Annotated in this window: 13 protein-coding genes; 9 read left to right on the top strand and 4 right to left on the bottom strand. The window is 57.3% G+C overall.

Translation table 11 applies throughout. The features are described 5' to 3' along the window. The first annotated feature begins 5 nt into the window (after positions 1–5). The 5 genes from ABQE93_RS24910 to dpdD are packed head-to-tail and all read left to right on the top strand — an operon-like array spanning position 6 to position 10,765. Positions 6–2,858, top strand: a complete 2,853-nt coding sequence (locus ABQE93_RS24910) for an AAA family ATPase (protein WP_448438080.1) — start codon at positions 6–8, stop codon at positions 2,856–2,858. After that, positions 2,858–3,613, top strand: a complete 756-nt coding sequence (locus tag ABQE93_RS24905) for a hypothetical protein (protein ID WP_448411195.1) — start codon at positions 2,858–2,860, stop codon at positions 3,611–3,613. The genes ABQE93_RS24910 and ABQE93_RS24905 overlap by 1 nt, the downstream gene beginning before the upstream one ends. After that, entirely contained in the window at positions 3,613–8,037 is a 4,425-nt protein-coding gene (dpdJ, locus tag ABQE93_RS24900) for a protein DpdJ (protein ID WP_448411193.1), read from the top strand. Before ABQE93_RS24905 ends, dpdJ begins: the two co-directional genes overlap by 1 nt. Further along, positions 8,034–8,570, top strand: a complete 537-nt coding sequence (dpdK, locus tag ABQE93_RS24895; protein ID WP_448411191.1) for a phospholipase D-like domain-containing protein DpdK — start codon at positions 8,034–8,036, stop codon at positions 8,568–8,570. Before dpdJ ends, dpdK begins: the two co-directional genes overlap by 4 nt. Further along, positions 8,567–10,765 (top strand): protein DpdD, encoded by a 2,199-nt coding sequence (gene dpdD, locus ABQE93_RS24890; protein ID WP_448411189.1) that lies wholly within the window; start codon positions 8,567–8,569, stop codon positions 10,763–10,765. Before dpdK ends, dpdD begins: the two co-directional genes overlap by 4 nt. Before the next feature lie 67 nt (positions 10,766–10,832). Here the strand turns inward: dpdD and ABQE93_RS24885 are convergent, their stop codons facing one another. From ABQE93_RS24885 to queC, 4 genes are read right to left on the bottom strand one after another with little or no spacing between them, the layout of a single operon-like run. Then, the gene (locus ABQE93_RS24885; RefSeq protein ID WP_448411187.1) at positions 10,833–11,630 is read right to left on the bottom strand and encodes a GTP cyclohydrolase I FolE2; all 798 of its coding nucleotides are present in this window, start codon (positions 11,628–11,630) and stop codon (positions 10,833–10,835) included. Continuing rightward, positions 11,627–11,992 carry a 6-carboxytetrahydropterin synthase QueD gene (gene queD, locus ABQE93_RS24880; RefSeq protein ID WP_448411226.1) on the bottom strand — a complete coding sequence of 122 codons (366 nt, stop codon included), beginning with the start codon at positions 11,990–11,992 and terminating at the stop codon, positions 11,627–11,629. Before queD ends, ABQE93_RS24885 begins: the two co-directional genes overlap by 4 nt. 8 nt (positions 11,993–12,000) lie before the next feature. Further along, positions 12,001–12,636, bottom strand: a complete 636-nt coding sequence (gene queE, locus ABQE93_RS24875; protein ID WP_448411185.1) for a 7-carboxy-7-deazaguanine synthase — start codon at positions 12,634–12,636, stop codon at positions 12,001–12,003. Further along, a complete protein-coding gene (gene queC / locus ABQE93_RS24870; RefSeq protein ID WP_448411183.1) occupies positions 12,636–13,328 on the bottom strand; it encodes a 7-cyano-7-deazaguanine synthase QueC in 693 nt (230 codons plus the stop codon). Before queC ends, queE begins: the two co-directional genes overlap by 1 nt. 103 nt (positions 13,329–13,431) lie before the next feature. Here queC and ABQE93_RS24865 point away from each other — a divergent pair, with 103 nt between their 5' ends. From ABQE93_RS24865 to dbpB (ABQE93_RS24850), 4 genes are read left to right on the top strand one after another with little or no spacing between them, the layout of a single operon-like run. Next, positions 13,432–14,316, top strand: coding sequence for a hypothetical protein (locus tag ABQE93_RS24865; RefSeq protein WP_448411182.1), 885 nt, complete (start codon positions 13,432–13,434; stop codon positions 14,314–14,316). Next, the gene (gene dbpB / locus ABQE93_RS24860; RefSeq protein WP_448411180.1) at positions 14,313–15,458 is read left to right on the top strand and encodes a DGQHR domain-containing protein DpdB; all 1,146 of its coding nucleotides are present in this window, start codon (positions 14,313–14,315) and stop codon (positions 15,456–15,458) included. Before ABQE93_RS24865 ends, dbpB (ABQE93_RS24860) begins: the two co-directional genes overlap by 4 nt. After that, complete coding sequence (gene dpdA / locus ABQE93_RS24855; protein WP_448411178.1) at positions 15,455–16,696, top strand: tRNA-guanine transglycosylase DpdA; 1,242 nt, start codon at positions 15,455–15,457, stop codon at positions 16,694–16,696. The genes dbpB (ABQE93_RS24860) and dpdA overlap by 4 nt, the downstream gene beginning before the upstream one ends. After that, positions 16,689–17,792, top strand: coding sequence for a DGQHR domain-containing protein DpdB (gene dbpB, locus ABQE93_RS24850; protein ID WP_448411176.1), 1,104 nt, complete (start codon positions 16,689–16,691; stop codon positions 17,790–17,792). Before dpdA ends, dbpB (ABQE93_RS24850) begins: the two co-directional genes overlap by 8 nt. Positions 17,793–17,819 lie beyond the last annotated feature (27 nt).

The raw sequence follows: 17,819 nt of genomic DNA, 5'->3' as shown, positions 1-17,819 counted from the left end.
GCAGCATGGAGATCGACGACCCCTATGCCGATGCGATGTTCCGAGCTATCCACCGGGCCCTTCCCGTGAAGAGACTCGTGAGCTCAAGAACTTCGAACGCAACGGAGAGCGATGTCCTTAGAGAGTTCACCGCCAATCTCTCCTCGAACGAACCACTGCTGCTCTTCATCACGGGCGAAAAAGGTACCGGCAAAAGCCATCTCGTCCGATGGCTCAAATCCAATATCGGTTCCCGGCCTTCATGGCACAAGGTGTATGTCGAAAAGCGCAACACGTCGCTCAAACAAGTTATCGAACGCATCCTCGCCGGCATCGATACACCGAAAGCAAAGCAACTTCATGATGAGCTTGAACGTGCGTCCTCGGAGATCAAGACCGATAGCGAGGCAATGCATGTTTTGCTGCAGCGACTCGACCATCTGGTCAAGTTTGACACGGCTATTGACATAAAAGGCCTATCCGGACTCGATACCGAGGAAATCAACGATCTTCGAAAGAAGGCCGACCGACTACTAGGGGACTTCACGTTCCGCGAGCGACTTAGTCAACCTGGTGGTCCGCTCGAACGCATAGTCCGACTCGCCCGAGGCGATACGGATCCCGATGAGGCGATCGAGGAAACCGATCTCCACCTTCACGAGTCTGATTTCAGCGTAGATCCATCATATTTTGAGGACGCTGGAACGGATGTGCAGAAGCTAGTCGGCTCGGTTGTCTCGAATAAGGCATTGCGCACCGAAATCGCCGCAATGTGTGACCACTATCTGCCGCGCGCGAAAGCCGAGGTGTTCACTGGTCAGACCACAGATCTGCTGGAGGTGTTCCAGGACGTCCGGCGCGAAATTGCCAAGCAAGGGCAGGAATTGTGTTTGTTCATTGAGGACCTCGTACTTCTACATGGGATCGACAAGCAGCTCGCTCAAGCGCTGACCATTCCGGCTAGCCGGGACCTATGCAAGCTGCGTGCTGCCATCGCGGTCACATCCGGTTATCTCACTTCGGTCGATACCTTTACGGACCGTGGCATTCACTACACACTCGACATCGACGCGAGCGTAATTGGCCCTGAAGGGCTGCGAGACTTCGTTTCTCGATACTTGAACGCAGGCCGCATCAGCAAGAACGTTCTGCAGGATCTGAGCCCAACTGCAGCGATTCCGAATGCCTGCGTCGGCTGTCCCGTCCAACAAGCCTGCCACGAGACGTTCGGAACATCTGAGTCCGGATACGGCCTTTACCCATTCAACGCCAACGCCGTGGATCAGTTAGTAAAATTGGCGGCGCCGGACGCCTTCCGCCCACGCGAGATATTGCGTGAAGTCATCCGTTACCCGTTGGGCGTCGCTGAGGACGAAATTCTAACGCCCGGGATGTTTCCGTCCGGAGCGTTCGCCAGGTCGCTAGACGAGGTCCGCACGCGGGTCCCCTCCGAAGTTCGAGCAAGAATCCGTCGCGAGAACCGAGCCACACCAGACTCTGAGTTGAGCCTCCGAGCTTTCTATGCAGAATATCCATTGCATGCCGACAACGAACTCGTACAGATAGCGCGATATCTCGGCGTCGATTTAACCGAAGGCCTCTCTGAGGACCCCTCGGAACCAGTTGTACCACAGCAAACGCAGACGCTGCCGCCGAAGGCACGGGACGAGATCGAACAATGGGCCAACGGCACCCGATTGGCCGCAGCAACTGCAAACACGATCCGTAAGTTTGTCTGCGCATCAGTGGAAGCCGAACTTCAGAACGGCCCGTACGGGGTTTCCATCCGCAAGTCACGGAAAAGCGAGTGGAAGATAGGCGCCCACACTTTGCGGCTTACCGACGTCGTGATCGACCGCGCGCAAGGGGGCGGTTCAGTGACTGGGTCAATCAGGTTCGACATTGCAGCTACAGATGAGAATGCCGTCCTTCTTCGCGGCATTCTGGCGGCAGAACAATCAGGCCGACTTGACACCGTCGATCACGGTCGTTGGTATTTCGGCTTCCAGCAACGAGTTCGCGTGTTCGCAAGTGCTATCGCGACCGCTGGTAGACAGTCCCCAGATACGCTCCAGGCGCCGTTACGCGTGCTATCTGTCCTGAGGAACGTATCTGCCACACCGGGTTTAACGGTCGCTGCAGCTTTACCCGCAATGTTTCGACCCACGATGCCCAAGGGTGTCAACCCCGATATCGTCCGCCTATTCAACGACACCGCAAGCCTTCGGGATGAGGCATTACTACTTCTTCGCGACACGATCACTGCAGCGAAAGGTGTTGGGACACCGTCAATCATTGATATCGGATCGGTGTACTCAGCCATACGCACAAGCCTCAAACTTCGCGATGTCAGTCGCCCAGAACCCGATGACGAAGCGGGTCGCCTCCTCCGAAGCCTTTCGGTGAAACAATCCACAGTCGCCAGTAAGGCCTGGAGCGAGGTGGCGAAGTTAGTCGCTGAAGTGCAACGCTCACTCGACGTATCCGAAGATTTCGCGCGAACTCTCGAATCACTTGACCGACTAGTCGCGGAGGGGCACCAACGCGGCCTGCTCCCACGTTTCGACTCGCGATCCACCTACCTGGAAACACGAGAGAAGGTAGATGTTGGGATGACGTCGACCTACTCGAAACTCGCTTCTCTCTTGGAGAAGGACCCTGGCGCTGCAGACCTCTGGGACCTTTTGGTTGACCCTCGACCCGATCTGACAACCCTCGCTCAGTATGCGAGCTTCGCGAATTCGTTGCTTTCCGAAATGGAGAATCGCCTCGCTGACACCGCTAGCACAGATAACCGTGTAGATGCGGTTGCTCTCGTCAACGAATTGCGTGGTCTGGCGGACGAGTTTGATTACCTGACTGAAGCTACGAGGCAATGATGTCCACACGATCGACTTTGGCTGACCGGGCCGAAAATGTGCTGATCAAACTCAGCGCAGTCGTGGCGAGTCAGAAGAACGCTGCTGCGGTGAACAAAATCGAAAACGTACGTCAGCGGGCGAAAGAGAGTCGTAAGTCACTACACTCGGTCCTGGCTGCATTTCCGGATCTAGAGAGCGGAGGGGTTGCCAAGCCCACCCTCACAGCGGCAAAACGCAAAGAAATCGCGAAAGCGCGCCAGACGCTGAAGACTACCGCAACGACCATCGTCGGTAAGGACGTCGAGGACATTGCCTCGCGGGTGTCGACCGCCACGGTTGATGGTTATCTCAATCTAGCCGAGAACCTCTACCGGAGCCTGTTGGCTGACATCGGTCGTGCAGTGGACAGACGTCGATGTGAACTGCTTCCGGATCGCATCGGGGAACCGATCGTTTCCTATCCCGGTGTGCCGTACTCGAATATCCTGGCGCTGAAGCGAATCCAAACGTCACTTCAGACGCCAGTGGATGGGCTCGGCTCGGTCGACGAAGGGCGGAGGCGCCTTAAGGAAATCTTGGAGGCAGTTGCCGAGTGGAACGAGAAGCGGCCCCTACTAGACCAAGCCGCACAATCCCAACCCGCCGAGGTGAAACGTTTCATGGCAGCAGCAGCCTCAGAGGAGGGCGCATCCTGGGACCTTCTGACCGATGCAGTCCGGGACTGGCTGGCTAGAGAAGACCATGCCGAATCGATCAGAATCTACTTGAAATAATGAATTTAAGTTCGGAGCAGTCGTTATTCGCAGCACTAGATCTTATCGAAGAGGTCGATGCACGCCACATTGCGTGGGGCCTCACCGATGAATCGTGGACTAGACCGCAACTTGTCGAACTTCTTGCTGCGAAATGGGATGGCTCAGATCCCGACGAATGCATCAATGAGCTGGTCATTGCACGGCTTCTCGTCAAACTTCCTCGCGAATGGCCGAACCGCTACCGAACACGTATGGCTGAAGCGGTACGCCTCTTCACCCACCTGCGACAACTGTTTCCAAACCGACCCTGGCAATCCGGAAGCAGCCTGGTGTCAGATTATCGATTTCTACGCCGCCCCAGGTATTTCCCGAGTCGCGACCAGTCGCCGGCATTGGTGATGGACGCGCTGAAGCAACGCGATATCCCAGATTCCGTACTGACACAGGTGAACCGGATTCTCGGCCACAGAAGTATCTCAACCTTTCAACTCCAAGCCACTGAGGCGGTCTTCTCTAGCCTGCAATCGAGTGAGGACGCTGGGATCGTCGTGGGAGCCGGCACCGGTAGCGGAAAGACGCTAGCGTTTTACCTCCCTGCTCTGGCAACGCTGGCCGAGTCAAGCCCAGGTGGACCACGGGTCATTGCCATCTATCCACGAAATGAACTTCTCAAAGACCAGTTGGCGACAGCGTTGGGAGAAGTACGGGAACTGCAAGGGGCCGGCGGCCCGACACTGACCGTCGGGGCTTACTTCGGCCCAACGCCATTTCGCAACGACCGTGACCCTGACGAACGCAGCGGTTGGCGTAAGCACGGTGACAGTTGGATCTGCCCCTTCCTCACATGTCCAGTCCCGAATGCCTCTGGCGACGCGTGCGGGGGCGCCCTTGTGTGGCGGCGTGCACATCGCGCGGCCACGGCACTCGACTGGGGCGACCTTACCTGCCAGCGATGCGGGCAGCGTGTCGAAGCCGATGAAGTGCGGCTAACGCGTCAGTCGATGCAGGCACAACCGCCAGACGTGTTATTCACCACGACTGAAATGCTCAACCAGTCAATGGCAGACGGTTGGTCACGGCACGTCTTCGGCTTGGGTCACAGGGCCACCCGTAAGCCGCGCCTCGTGCTACTCGATGAGATTCACACCTATGTTGGCAGTTCCGGAGCACAGGTCGCCTTCTTGCTGCGCCGATGGAGACAACTGCTTGGAACACCTGTCGCATGGGTGGGCTTGAGCGCTACATTGGCCAACGCAGCCAAGTTCTTCTCGGATCTGTGCGGAGTTCCAACTGAGCGGATCGAAGACATCCGGCCCGATCCGGCAGACATGATTCATCTTGGCTCGGAATATCAGCTCCTTTTGCGTGGCGACCCCGCGTCCCAATCGGCACTGCTATCGACGTCTATCCAGAGCCTGATGCTGTTGCGGCGCATACTCGATAAGGACGCCGATCTGTCAAATACCTTTGGCAGTCGGGTATTCGCCTTCTTAGACAATCTCGACCTGGTGAATCGTCTCTACCGACAAATGCTTAGCGCGGAGGGCCTCAATCCAATCGGAAGACGCGAACCGAACGAGGCCGTACTCGCTGGCCTGCGGTTGCCTGACTACGCTCGTAGCCACGGTGTCGACATAGCTGACGAGTCTGTCTGGGACAGCGACGGTCAATACTGGTGGTTGCCACAGACGCTCGGCTTCGGTGACCAGCCACTGACCATATCGCGGACCTCCTCTCAGGACACCGGGGTAAGCGCTAAAGCGGATGTCGTTGTCGCCTCTTCCTCGCTCGAAGTAGGTTACGACGATGCCCGCGTCGGTGGGGTACTGCAGCACAAAGCCCCCCGCGACATCGCCCAATTCCTGCAACGGCGCGGGCGTGCCGGCCGACTGCAGCATCAAAGACCATGGACGGTGGTGGTGCTGTCCGATTACGGTCGAGATCGTTTGGTATTTCAATCTTATGAGTCGATTCTAGATCCATCGATACCTGCGAAACACCTGCCACTCGGAAACCAATCGGTCCGCAAGATGCAAGCCGCGATGGCGCTTGTCGATTGGGCTGCTGTCCGACTCACTGTCGATCAGAACTCGATATGGAACCTCAGAACTGTATGGTCCAAACCGCTCTCGGATCAGCAGACTGTCGAGAAATCGGTGCACCTGTTGGAAGAAGTGCTGGAGGCCGGCCCGGCACAGCAGAGTCTAATCAAGTACGTGAAGACGAGCCTGAATCTTACCGACGATGAAGTTCATACGGTGTGTTGGGAACATCCACGTTCGTTGCTGCTCGAGGTGGTACCTACCATGTATCGACGGTTGCGCAGCAATTGGGCGACGCTGACGGGAGCCGGACTCAAACCCGGAACTGATGCCACCAGTCGTCAACCTTTACCCGAATTCATTCCACCGACCTTATTCGGCGACCTCGAGTTGCCCGAAGTGCAGATTGAGCCACCGGTCGATTACGACCGCGCAGCTGAGACCTCCGTGGCGATCGCCATGGCCCTCAATGAGCTCACGCCAGGAAAAGTGACTCTGCGTTGGGCGGTACGCAAGGTAAAAGGCCTGTGGATCGAGCCATCGTCTAACGGCGAGGTCGCACTCGAGGATGGTTTAGCGATTGAGGGTCGAGTGGTCACACAAGTAGCTGGCGCACAAGGAAAATTGCCGCTAGTACGACCCACGGTGATTCGGCCAGATCGGCAACCCACCCACATTCGACCGTCGTCAAACGGCCGCCTGCGGTGGCAGTTCCGTGCCGACCTCGATGCACTTCACACCGACATCCCGCGTCCTCGGTCGGGACCACTTGGTGATCTGGTTCCGTGTGTTCGGGCGTATCTCAGCTCCGATCTGGGTCCGCTGCAGACATGGCGCTACGCGACAACTGGGTCTGCTGAGGTTGTCACGAACCGCGGACGAGAGCATCGCGACTATTCGTTCAGTTGGCACGGACAACCCGCAGCTGTCGGATTCGGCAGCGCCGTCGATGCCGTCGCAGTCACCGTGACCTTGCCCGACTCCATCGACGCGTTCAAGCTCAACACCGACACCGAGCGATTACGGCAGTTGCGGACCGATCGGTTCTTCATGCTCATGCGTAAACGATTCGAACAGGCCGGCATTTCATTCTTTACTGCCAATTGGGTGGCTGAGGTCGTCCTGTCAATCACTGCCAGCACGATGGTACGTGGGTATTCTATTGATGACCTTCGCAAGTTCCGCTCAACCGATTGGGAGTCCCGTGGCGAGGAAGTGGTTGACGCGGTGTTGCTTATCGACGACAGCATCGATCCCGACGATTTCCCCCTTCGCACAACCATTCTCGAGACCTTGAGGGATCCGTCGACGACAGACATCCTCACAGAGGCGCTCAAAGCACTGGACGACGAACCTGATAAGGATTGGTTGGACTGGGTCCGGCAGCGATTCTTGCAAACAATGGCCGCAGCTTGGCAGTATGCAGCGCAACAGGCGTGCCCCGATCTCGACGCTGACCTGGATGTCTTGGTAGACATCGTCGAGGATAGCGGCGATCAAGCAGAAATCATTATTTCCGACGTTAGCTCAGGCGGCGGTAATCTGGTTGAGAGCCTCGCCCGCCGAATCGCCGAAGACCCTCGCCGCTTCGACCGTCTAATCGCCGGGGCGCTGGAGTCATCGGAGAGCGAGGAAGTAGATGTGGCTTTGCGACATACATTACGTCTCCTGCACGAATCCGCGGGAGTCGCCGATGCCGCAGTCAGATTCCGTAACGCTCGCAACGACCGCCTTGGAGAGTGGCGAGAACTAGTTGCGCGCTTGGCTGATGAAGGCGTTCCTCGAGCTCACAGCAATCTCGCCGCGATGTCACTGCGAGTTTTCCGTGCTGGTTCCACACCGCAAACCGACGATTTGATTAGATTGATCCTGGCCAAGTGGGACGATATCGACCGTCACGCTGGTTTCGCCGTAGATCACCGCACAGCGGCGGTGCTTCTTGCCTCAGACTCCGAGGTTTCTGACACCATTAGACAAGTAAACGGCAGTGCGCAGGCTGAAATGTCCTTAGCCGCGGTTCAATCTGTGATCCAGAGCTTGTTGTGGGCACGTGCATCCGCTCGTCGGCCAGAGGCGCTACGAGTGGGTAATCGTTTTGTTGACAACCCACCTCTCACCGAGCGCACGCTGGTCCGTGACGTTCTACCGAGTACCGAAGCCACCGTGAACGTTGATATACCTGATTGGCGCGATCCTCTTGTTGAGGCATTAAAGGCAACCGGTTCGGCAACCCTCGTGACCGAAAGCGCGAACGTTGCCGTCTTGGCCGGTGCGATCCGCGAATTAATCGTGCAGCCAATTGATTTCGATTGGCTGTTAATCCATCCTCAGGTGGAATCCATTACGCGGGATAACGGTAGGTTCTCTGCGGTCGTGACATCGGGGGAGACGCCTCAATGAGCACCCGCATGATCCACCGCAGCGCGGTCGCGCCGACGAAGGAGATCGCCGAGGCTTTAGAGGCGCTTTTCTTATCGGAGTTCCTGGATCCCGGTCGGCGTTTGCTGATTGTGTCACCGTGGATATCCGACTTTCCACTGATAGACAATCGCGCTGGCCAGTTCTCTGGGCTTGTAACCGGTTGGGTCGCAGGGCTGATCCCTTTCTCGACAGTACTACGCGGTCTCCTTACTCAAGGAGTCTCGGTGCATCTTGGAACCGGTCCAAGTATTCGTGAATCGGAGTTCGTCGCGAAACTCGAGGATGCGGCCGACTTAGACGGCACCCGGTCACTGCTATCCGTAGTCCGACAACCGCATGAGCACCAGCTATTCAGTCACGAAAAGGCTTTGGTGGCGGACCGCTGGGCGGTATACGGATCGATGAATCTCACCTACAGTGGAGTGCAACTCAACGGTGAGTTGATCACCGTCACCACGGAGCCCGACACTGTCGCCAACCTCGCGACAACGTTGCACGGACTTTTCGAATGACCGGACAGGAACGCGAGGCACGTTGGTCGCAGTTCGTTGCGGAGTTTTTCTCCATGCCCAATGAGGTGGGCCCGGGTCAAGGCAATGAAACATTTGATGCTCTCGTCGACCAAGCTCACAACGACTGGTTGATCGACTCGCCTACTCCGATCTTCTTGTTCGCCAGACTATCCGGTCAAACCTATGGCTATGCACTATGGCCCCAAGATGACCAAGGCACTTGGGCCCGAGATCTCATCGTGGCGTACCTAGGCTCATGGATAGCCTTCGATGTGGCGCAGAAGTCACTTCGCAAACTCGATCAAGCCGCACTGACACTCGTGAGCGCGGATGGCGGTGTCTACCGCTTCGCAGTCGCATCTGAAGGTGGTGGACTGCGCAGGGTGCTTGAAGGCGTCGGCCGACTGCAGAGCGCTCTCAGATCTAAGCCTCCGCGGCGATTCCACCGCAACACACCAGTCGGCAGGCTGATCGGTGACTTCTTGGATGCGTGCGCTGCAGGTGCTGAGGCGACCGCGATGGACTTGCTCGACTCCCTTTCACGTGACCACCGCCTCTCAAGACGCAACGTGTCTTTCCTGAAACTTCAAGCGCTGGCAGAGTTTGGACGCTGGGACGACATCGAAGCCTGGGATGAGTTGCCCGACCTGCTGAAGATGAACCGCTCAACGCGCGCATCTGATGCACTTGCCCGATTCGTAATGGCGCGGTTATCGAAGAACGCAACTATTCAAGAATTTGACCTGGTCAAGTCCGACTATGGCGCGTTGGTTCCTACCGCCGCAGCAATTAGATCGCCTGCGGGCGCGGAATACTATGCATACTGGGCGCTTTCAGCTGGTGAGGCGCCCGGTGCCGTTCGCGACCATCTGCAGTCTTCGGGGTGGTTGGAGTTTGCTGAACACAACGCCCTTCTGAAGGACCTCCTTACCTCGGCGCCCGTCCAGACTAAACCGCCAGTCGGGCCACTCGACCGGAGTGCACTAGATGCCGCGATCGCCGATGGACGCTTTGACACTGCAATTGCATTGCTGTCACACGCCGAACCGACACTCGATGCGCTGGCAATCCTGAAAAACCTGGTGGTGTCAACGGTGTCGCCTGAAGCATTCGACACCTTACGACGTTGGCACGACACACTCGGAGAGATTCCAACGCCACTGATCGGTGAACCTACTCCTGCAGTCCGGTACAGCAGTCTGGCACAGGCCTTCGCCGTGGCGTTCTCACACTCGACCGCACCACACGACCGCACAGATGCACTCGAGGCCTGCCGGCAACTCGGCGAGACAACCTTGATGCGACCAGGGGCGATAGACGCCTTCGTGAGCCAGATCAGTGAGCAACTCCCGGTCGCCGATCAGTACGCGGGGACTCTTGTCGATTTACTACTAGACATTGAACGCAACCTTTACAGTGCCGTGGGCGACGAATTACGGGCCCGCCCGCTTAGGCTACTAGCGATTGAAACTTGGGCGTTGTCCGATACCTCTGGTGACCGCCACCGCGCTAACCGAATCTTAACGCTTCTAGATCGCCTTCTGGGGGAGGGTATTTCGCCGGAGTCCTACGATAATGTAGTCGATCTCCTCCGGGCGGCATGGGAACCGTTCCTAACTGACGCTGACCTGCCAATGGCTTTGGAAGTCATCGAAGCCCTCGCGGCATACAAGCCAGACTCGACGTCGTCACTCGAGGAGTTCGCATTACCCATCTTGGCGCGAATCGGTGACCACAATGTTCGGCGACTACCGAGCATGGAACTGGCGGCAGCAGAGATGTTGGCTTCAGAGTTTGGGTTGGAGTTGGGACTCACTCAAGAAGTATTGGAAGCAACGGTTGAAGAACAGTCCGGGCAGAATGCTCCGCCGGAAGGCACCTTCATTGCTCTCTACTCGTTGATGGAATCTGCGGCAAATCGGGCTATGCGCGTTCTAAGAGCGCGGTACCCCAACGTGCGGGTGGAAGTCTATTCAGGCAAAGTCGCAAGTAATTCGCTGCGGAATGCCGGTATGGCGGCAGACATTCTCGTAGTGGCCGACAAGGCGGCGGCACATGCGGCCACGCAAGCGCTTACGGAGTCACGAGGCGGCAAGCAGATCGATTACGCCCGAGGCAAAGGCACGATGTCGCTGCTTGACGCGGTTGATCGAGGCTTGCAGCGGCTCACCGGTACATCGACTGCGGCAGCATAACTCCCGAAACGTGGTTTGGCTGGCGCCTCCGTCGACCCAGCAACCGTTCATGCCCAGAGTGCTCAAATCATTCCGAACCGCTGCTATGCCACACCAACCGAGCAACGGCATCGTGGCTATGAATGCTCTCGATATTGCGAGCCTGAATCCCGTGAGACACCGAGAGTGCCCGACAACTCAACGTGAGGTCGCGAATAAGATCTTCAACGAACTTCGGGTTATCGTAAGCGGCCATCGTGATGGCGCGCTCGTCCGGCCTCTTAACGACCGGATACACAGGGCATGAGGCCGCGTCGCGCACCAAACGCGCGATATTCGCAACGGACACAGGGTAAGGCACATCGTCTTGACCATCGATTGATAGCGATACCCGGCTTCGTTGGTTGTGAGCACCGTAGTCGCTAATCGCCTTACTGCATGGGCAAAGTGTCGTTACGTCGGTGGACACAATTGTCGAGAGTTGAAAGATGCCATCAATCGAACTACCGCGCAGTTCAAGATCGTGAACTTGAAAGCCGCTGTTTGAGGTGACTGGTGAGTTGACGCGGGTAGCCAGAGGGAGTGCGACGCTGATCCGTAGATCTCGTGAGTTGAGTAAAGCCGCTATTGCTTTGAATGACATTGGTAGTTCTCGTGGGTCAACGACGCTGAGGTGCGCTTCGACCGCCTGCACCATCCGACTCATGTGAGTCCCCCGTTGACTGGCGGACAGGCCTACGGTCATCTCGACCGTTGCGATCCCCGTTTGAACGACGTCGCCGTCATCGAACGTCAGTGGATAGCGGAGACCTGAGATTCCAACTTCGTCGATATCGATGCCTCGCGCGTCTTCCCTACCCTGTATATCGGGCAATTCATTCGTCATGCGGCACTCGGCCCTCTGTAGACGCAGCCCGATGTGCACGTCTCCCTCACCTGGACTGCCGACATCATGGGCAGCGACGCTGCGAGTTCATTCCAGATCCACGCAGCGAGGCGTTCGCTTGTCGGATTCTCCAAGCCCGGTATCTCGTTGAGGTAGTAGTGGTCAAGTCGCGCGATCACCGGCTTACATGCGTCTTTGATGTTGGCGAAGTCAATCACCCAACCGGAGTGGTCCTCGACAGGACCCCGAACGTGGACCTGCACTTGAAAAGAATGCCCGTGGAGCCGCGAACACTTGTGGTCGCTAGGGACATTTGGTAGGCGGTGAGCTGCTTCGAATTTGAACTCACAGAAAATTTCCATGGTCTCGGTCATGGGATTCCTAAAAACTTGTGGGTTTGGAGGTTCAATCGCCACTTCGGGCGCTTCAAGCAGTACTCAACAGCCGCCGCCGTGTTCTCCTGAACCGCCGGCCCATCCATCGGCGACAACCGAAACGATTCGAAGTCAAGGTGCTCGAATTGCTCTGGGTCTCCGCCCTCTTGCGGATACACCAGTTTCAACTCATCACCAGACGTAAGTACTAATGGCGCTCCGATCTTCGGACTGACGCAAATCCAGTCGATACCGGCCGGAGCTGGTCGAGTCCCGTTCGTCTCAATCGCGACATAAAATCCTTCTCTGTGGAGCGCTTCAACGAGCAGACCGTCCAGTTGCAGTAACGGCTCGCCGCCTGTGCATACGACCATCCGATTGTCATGACTTGTCTCTGGCCAAGTACTCGCCACTACCGCGGCAACATCCTCGGCCGTCTTGTAGTGTCCTCCACCGACTCCATCGGTACCGATGAAGTCTGTGTCGCAGAACTGACAGATCGCCCGAGGGCGATCCTTCTCCCGGCCGGTCCAGAGGTTGCAACTGGCGAATCTGCAGAAAACTGCGGGACGGCCGGTATGAGCCCCTTCGCCTTGGAGGGTGTAGAAGATTTCCTTGACTGTGTATGACATTAGGCTGCCTGGTACACCAAAGGATCGGTGAGGCCGGCTTCTTCGAACCCCTTTAAGCGCAGGAGGCAGGAGTCGCACCGACCACACGGTCGACCGCTCGGTCCAGGGTCGTAGCACGACGACGTCAATCCATAATCGATACCCAACGCGGACCCCGCACTTACGATCTCTGCCTTTGTCATCTCTATCAGCGGCGTATGAATCTTGAGAGTTGCTCCACCGACACCTGCCTTCGTTGCGAGATTGGCCATCGCTTCAAACGCAGAGATGTATTCAGGCCGGCAGTCGGGATACCCCGAGTAGTCGACGGCGTTAACGCCTATAAAGATGTCCTGCGCCCCGACGGTCTCCGCGTAAGCAAGCGCGAACGACAGGAAGACGGTGTTCCGAGCCGGCACGTACGTGTTGGGAACGTCCTGGTCTGACAAGTCTTCGACGCTGTCGCGCTTGGGTACGTCGAGGTCAGCGGTGAGCGACGAGCCACCGAAGACACCGAGGTCGATGTCCGCGATAACGTGACGCACCACGCCAAGTGCATCGGCAACGCGCCGTGCGGCATCGAGTTCTAGGACGTGCCGTTGGCCGTAGCGGAATGACAGTGCGTATGGTTCAAAGCCCAGGTTCTTCGCCATGGCAAGCACGGTTGTCGAATCCAAGCCCCCGCTGAGAAGAATTACTGCTGGATCGCCCATCGAAACCTCCGGCTATCTGTCGGGCTGTGCGGTTATAGTAACGAAAACTACACCCGGTGCCTGACACATTCGTGTGTAGTTTTCTGAACACAGAGGAGATGACGTGCAGAAACTGACGATCGTCGTCAATTGCACGGACCGGAAGTCGGTGTCCGCGGCCGCCGACCTGCGGATACGATCACTCCCCCCAGGCGATACATCAACGCGTTTCAAATCTTGGCGTCGGCGTGTCGGGGCCGCGGAAAGATCGGCCAAACTGTTAGACCTCTACATGGGCGAGGCCTGGCTTCAAGCCAAGGGCCTCGCCGATGACGCACGCAAGACGGGCGCATCCGTCCGCATGTTGGTTGCCTCCGCCGGACTCGGCCTACGCAATGTCACCCAGATGGCCCCATCCTATGCAGCCACCTTCGCCAGCGGTCAGCCTGACTCAGTAGCCGACGTCACGCAATTGTCGGATTGGTGGCAAGAACTCGGCGAGATGCCCCAAACGGTTCCATTGCGGGATTCAGCCCAGGAGTCAGTGTTGCTGGTCTTGTCTGAAAACTATGCGCGCGCGATGGATAAGGATCTGAGGGAGTTAGCCACGGAGGGTGGCAACCACATGCTCGTCGGCGGCTGGCGGACGATCGAGGGCCTTCCACGTCTGCCTGCAGACCGGGAGTTGCGTCATGCGCTCGGCGGTACTGTCTCCAGTCTCAGTCTCCGCATGGCTAGGAAGTGGCTTTCGCGACGGACCAGTACAACACTCTTCACAGAGGCCGACCAACAGCGGTGGTCCCGATGGGCGGTTAGAGTCCGACAGCCAGAACTCTACGGGCGCACACCGATGTCCGACGACGAAGTGACCCACTTTATTCTCAACCTGAAGTGTGAGGACCCAAGCCTTTCCGCCACTCGGGCGCTTCGAATCTTGCGAGACCGCGGCTTCGCCTGTGAGCAAAAACGATTCGGGCTGTTATTCAGAACCGCGACGGAGCGAACATGAACGCCCGTGGAGACCGCATTATCGAACGACGAGCAGTCCGATTAGAACAGAACTCACATACCCCTCTGTACTTGTTTGCACTAGCGGCACATGAGATTCGCGAAGTGGCTGATGTAGCCCGGATATCACGTGACGACGCTGGCAAGCTAATCGGATACCAGAGGCCTGAGCGACGCAACCACGTCAAACAGATACTGGAGTACCTCAACTCCGGTGATGTTCTGTTTCCGAATGGCTTGATCTTGGCGCTTCCTGACACTGTCAGATTCCGTTCAAGTCGGGGCCCAGGAACGACAGATGACATCGGATCAACCGCTGGAACACTCGAGATTCCCCTGCCGGTCGACGAGTCCCTTCCTCGACCGGCTTGGATTGTCGACGGACAGCAGCGCAGTTTGGCACTTGCGCGGACTGCGAACAGCGACTTGGCGGTACCCGTAGCGGGATTCGTGGCGCCGACACTGGAACTACAGCGTGACCAGTTCTTACGGGTGAATACAGTTGCGCCACTGCCCAGCAACCTCGTCACCGAGTTACTTCCTGAAGTCTTCTCCGCACCGTCGCCGCGCTTGTCGCAACGCCGGATGCCATCCGCGTTAGTCGACATGCTCAATCGTGACCCCGAATCACCCTTCTACGGACTGATCAAGCGAGCATCCAGCGAAGCAGCAAACCGGCGGATCGCGGTTGTGACTGACACCAGTTTGGTAGAAGCGCTCAAGGAGTCGCTCGAGTCCCCCTCGGGTGTGTTGTTCCCCTATCGGAACATGGCGACCGGGTCTACCGATACGGATGGGATTAGACACATACTATTTACCTACTGGGGCGCTGCTCGTGAAGTCTTCCCCGAGGCGTGGGGACGACCTCCGACTGAATCGAAACTCATGGGTGGGGTTGGTATTCGAGCCATGAGTCGACTGATGGACCGAGTTATGGTGCACGTCGACGTCGCTTCCCCCAGTGCTCCAACCGACACTCAGAAAGAGATCGCGAGAATCGCCGATCGATGCCATTGGACCAGTGGGACGTGGGACGAGCTAGGTCTGCCCTGGAATGAACTACAGAACGTGGCCAAGCACATATCGGCACTATCAAATTTCTTGGCTCGAGCCTACGTCGATGCCCGAAAGAGTCGCGTATGAAGTTTTACTTCCCGGACAGTCTTGACCAAGTAAGTCCTACATACGATTTCGTACACGATGAACATTCGCCCCTGCGTGTGCGGCAACGCGATGATCGGTATGCGCATGAAGTGCTTTCTGCGCCTGCATATGACGGCATCCTCGTGTCAAAGGCGATCGTCGACGGATCGATAAAGGGTGTCGGAAAATACTCCATGCCGCAACGGCAACGCCTATATCGGTTAGGTGTGCGAGGGTTCTATCGGTTGCCAGACGACGTAGCGACATTGGGAGACTGCGGCGCATTCAACTATGTCAATGAGCCCGAACCGCCGTACACCGTCGACGAGGTACTCGACTTCTACGACCAATGCGGCTTCGATGCCGGCGTGAGCGTTGATCACATCATCTTGGGATTCAGAAGAGACCTTAGCGAAGCCCCTGATGAGTGGAAAGAACGTCGGCGGATCTCGCTGAGGTTGGCCGAGAAGTTCAAGGCAGCTGCGGAAGCACGAAAATCTCCGATGACTCTCCTTGGCGCGGCGCAAGGTTGGGATCCAGCAAGCTACGCCGACAGCGTCCGACAACTGCAGGACATGGGCTATACCCGCATTGCGCTCGGCGGCATGGTTTCACTTAAGACGACAGACATCCTTGCATGCCTATTAACGATCGACCGGATCCGCGCGCCAGAGACGCGACTGCACCTACTGGGAATTACGAGACTCGAGGCGATGGCTCAGTTCGAATCGCTCGGTGTTGGCAGTTTTGACAGCACCTCAGCGTTTCGTCAATCGTTCATGGACGACAAGGACAACTACCACACGGCCACGCAAACTTTCGCCGCCATCAAAGTCCCACAAGTGGACGGCAATGTGACGCTGAAAAAGGCAATCCTGTCGGGACGCGTTTCACAGCAGCATGCCATCAAAGCTGAGCGCGAGAGCCTTCAAGCGTTGCGTGCCTTCGATCGCGGCGAATTATCCGCCGACGAGACTCTCGATGCGGTGATCGCTTACGAAGACGTTGTTGGCGTGAAACGATCCTATCGCGACAAGTATGCCGAGACTCTTGACGCCGCACCGTGGCGATATTGCCACTGTGGCCTGTGTGAGAAGCACGGTGTCGAGATGGTGATCTTTCGCGCAAGCGAACGGAACAAGCGGCGCGGCTTCCACAACTTGTCGGTCCTTGCCGAGAAGATGAGAACGCTCCGCCCTACGGGAGTGCCCACATTCGAAAGGACTGCCGGTGGCTGATAGATACGAAATCAAAGTTCCCGCCCTGGAAGTACGGCAAGGTGAGCGCTCAATCTATTGCTTCGCCGTGGATGGCAAGCGTCTCCTCGAATTCACCGCTGTATCTCGCGTGAAGCGGACAGACGAGGGCCAACTCGACGGCTATCAACGCCCCGAAGTAATGAGCCACATCCGCGCGATTCGACGCTACATCGAGTCTCCCGATGCCATGCTGCCAAACGCTGTTGTCCTCGCGTTCGACCCCCGGGTGCGGTTTGTCCCTGCTCGTCGTAAGAGCCCGGTCGATTATTCAATGCTGGGCGAACTCATCATTCCGGTTGACGAGACACTATCGGATGCGGAGAAACCAGCTCTGCTCGTGGATGGACAGCAGCGCGCAGCCGCAATCCGCGATGCCGACGTTGCCGAGTTTCCCGTAGCTGCAGTCGCTTTCATTGCCTCAGGCGCAGAGGAGCAACGCTCACAGTTCATCCTCGTGAACAATACGAAACCACTACCGAAGGGTTTGATTCACGAACTCCTACCGGACGCTACCGGCCATTTGCCGCCCAAATACGCTCGGCGTCAACTGCCCGCGCAGGTCATGACGCGGTTAAATCTCGACTCAGATAGTCCGTTCCGAGGTTTGATCGCGACACCGACGTCTCCGGATGGATACATCAAGGACAATAGCGTCCTCAGGATGATCGAGAATAGTCTGTACGATGGCGCGCTGTATCAGTACCGCGACCCAGAAGATGGTTCTGGCGATATCGAACAGATGGTCCTGCATCTCAAGATTTTTTGGAGTTTGGTCGAGGCCACCTGGCCCATCGAATGGAAACTATTGCCACGAAAGTCCCGCTTGACTCACGGAGTGGGAATACAAGCGCTCGGGTACGTGATGGACGCCTTGACTGAGGGATACGGTGCGGAAGCGTTGCCGAGCGTCGGCTTGGATCGCGACCTCTTGATCTTGTCGGACGTCGCAGCCTGGTCACACGGAACGTGGAATCTCGGACCGGGTGACCAGCGCCGCTGGAACGGACTCCAGAACACCCCGAATGACATAAAGCTGTTGACGAACTTACTGCTGACAGCCCTAACAAACAGGTAGGCAGCAGCTTCGAAGGCGCACCCGCCG

This window comes from Mycolicibacterium sp. XJ662 (assembly GCF_053484035.1).
This window is presented reverse-complemented; position numbering and strand designations above follow the sequence as displayed.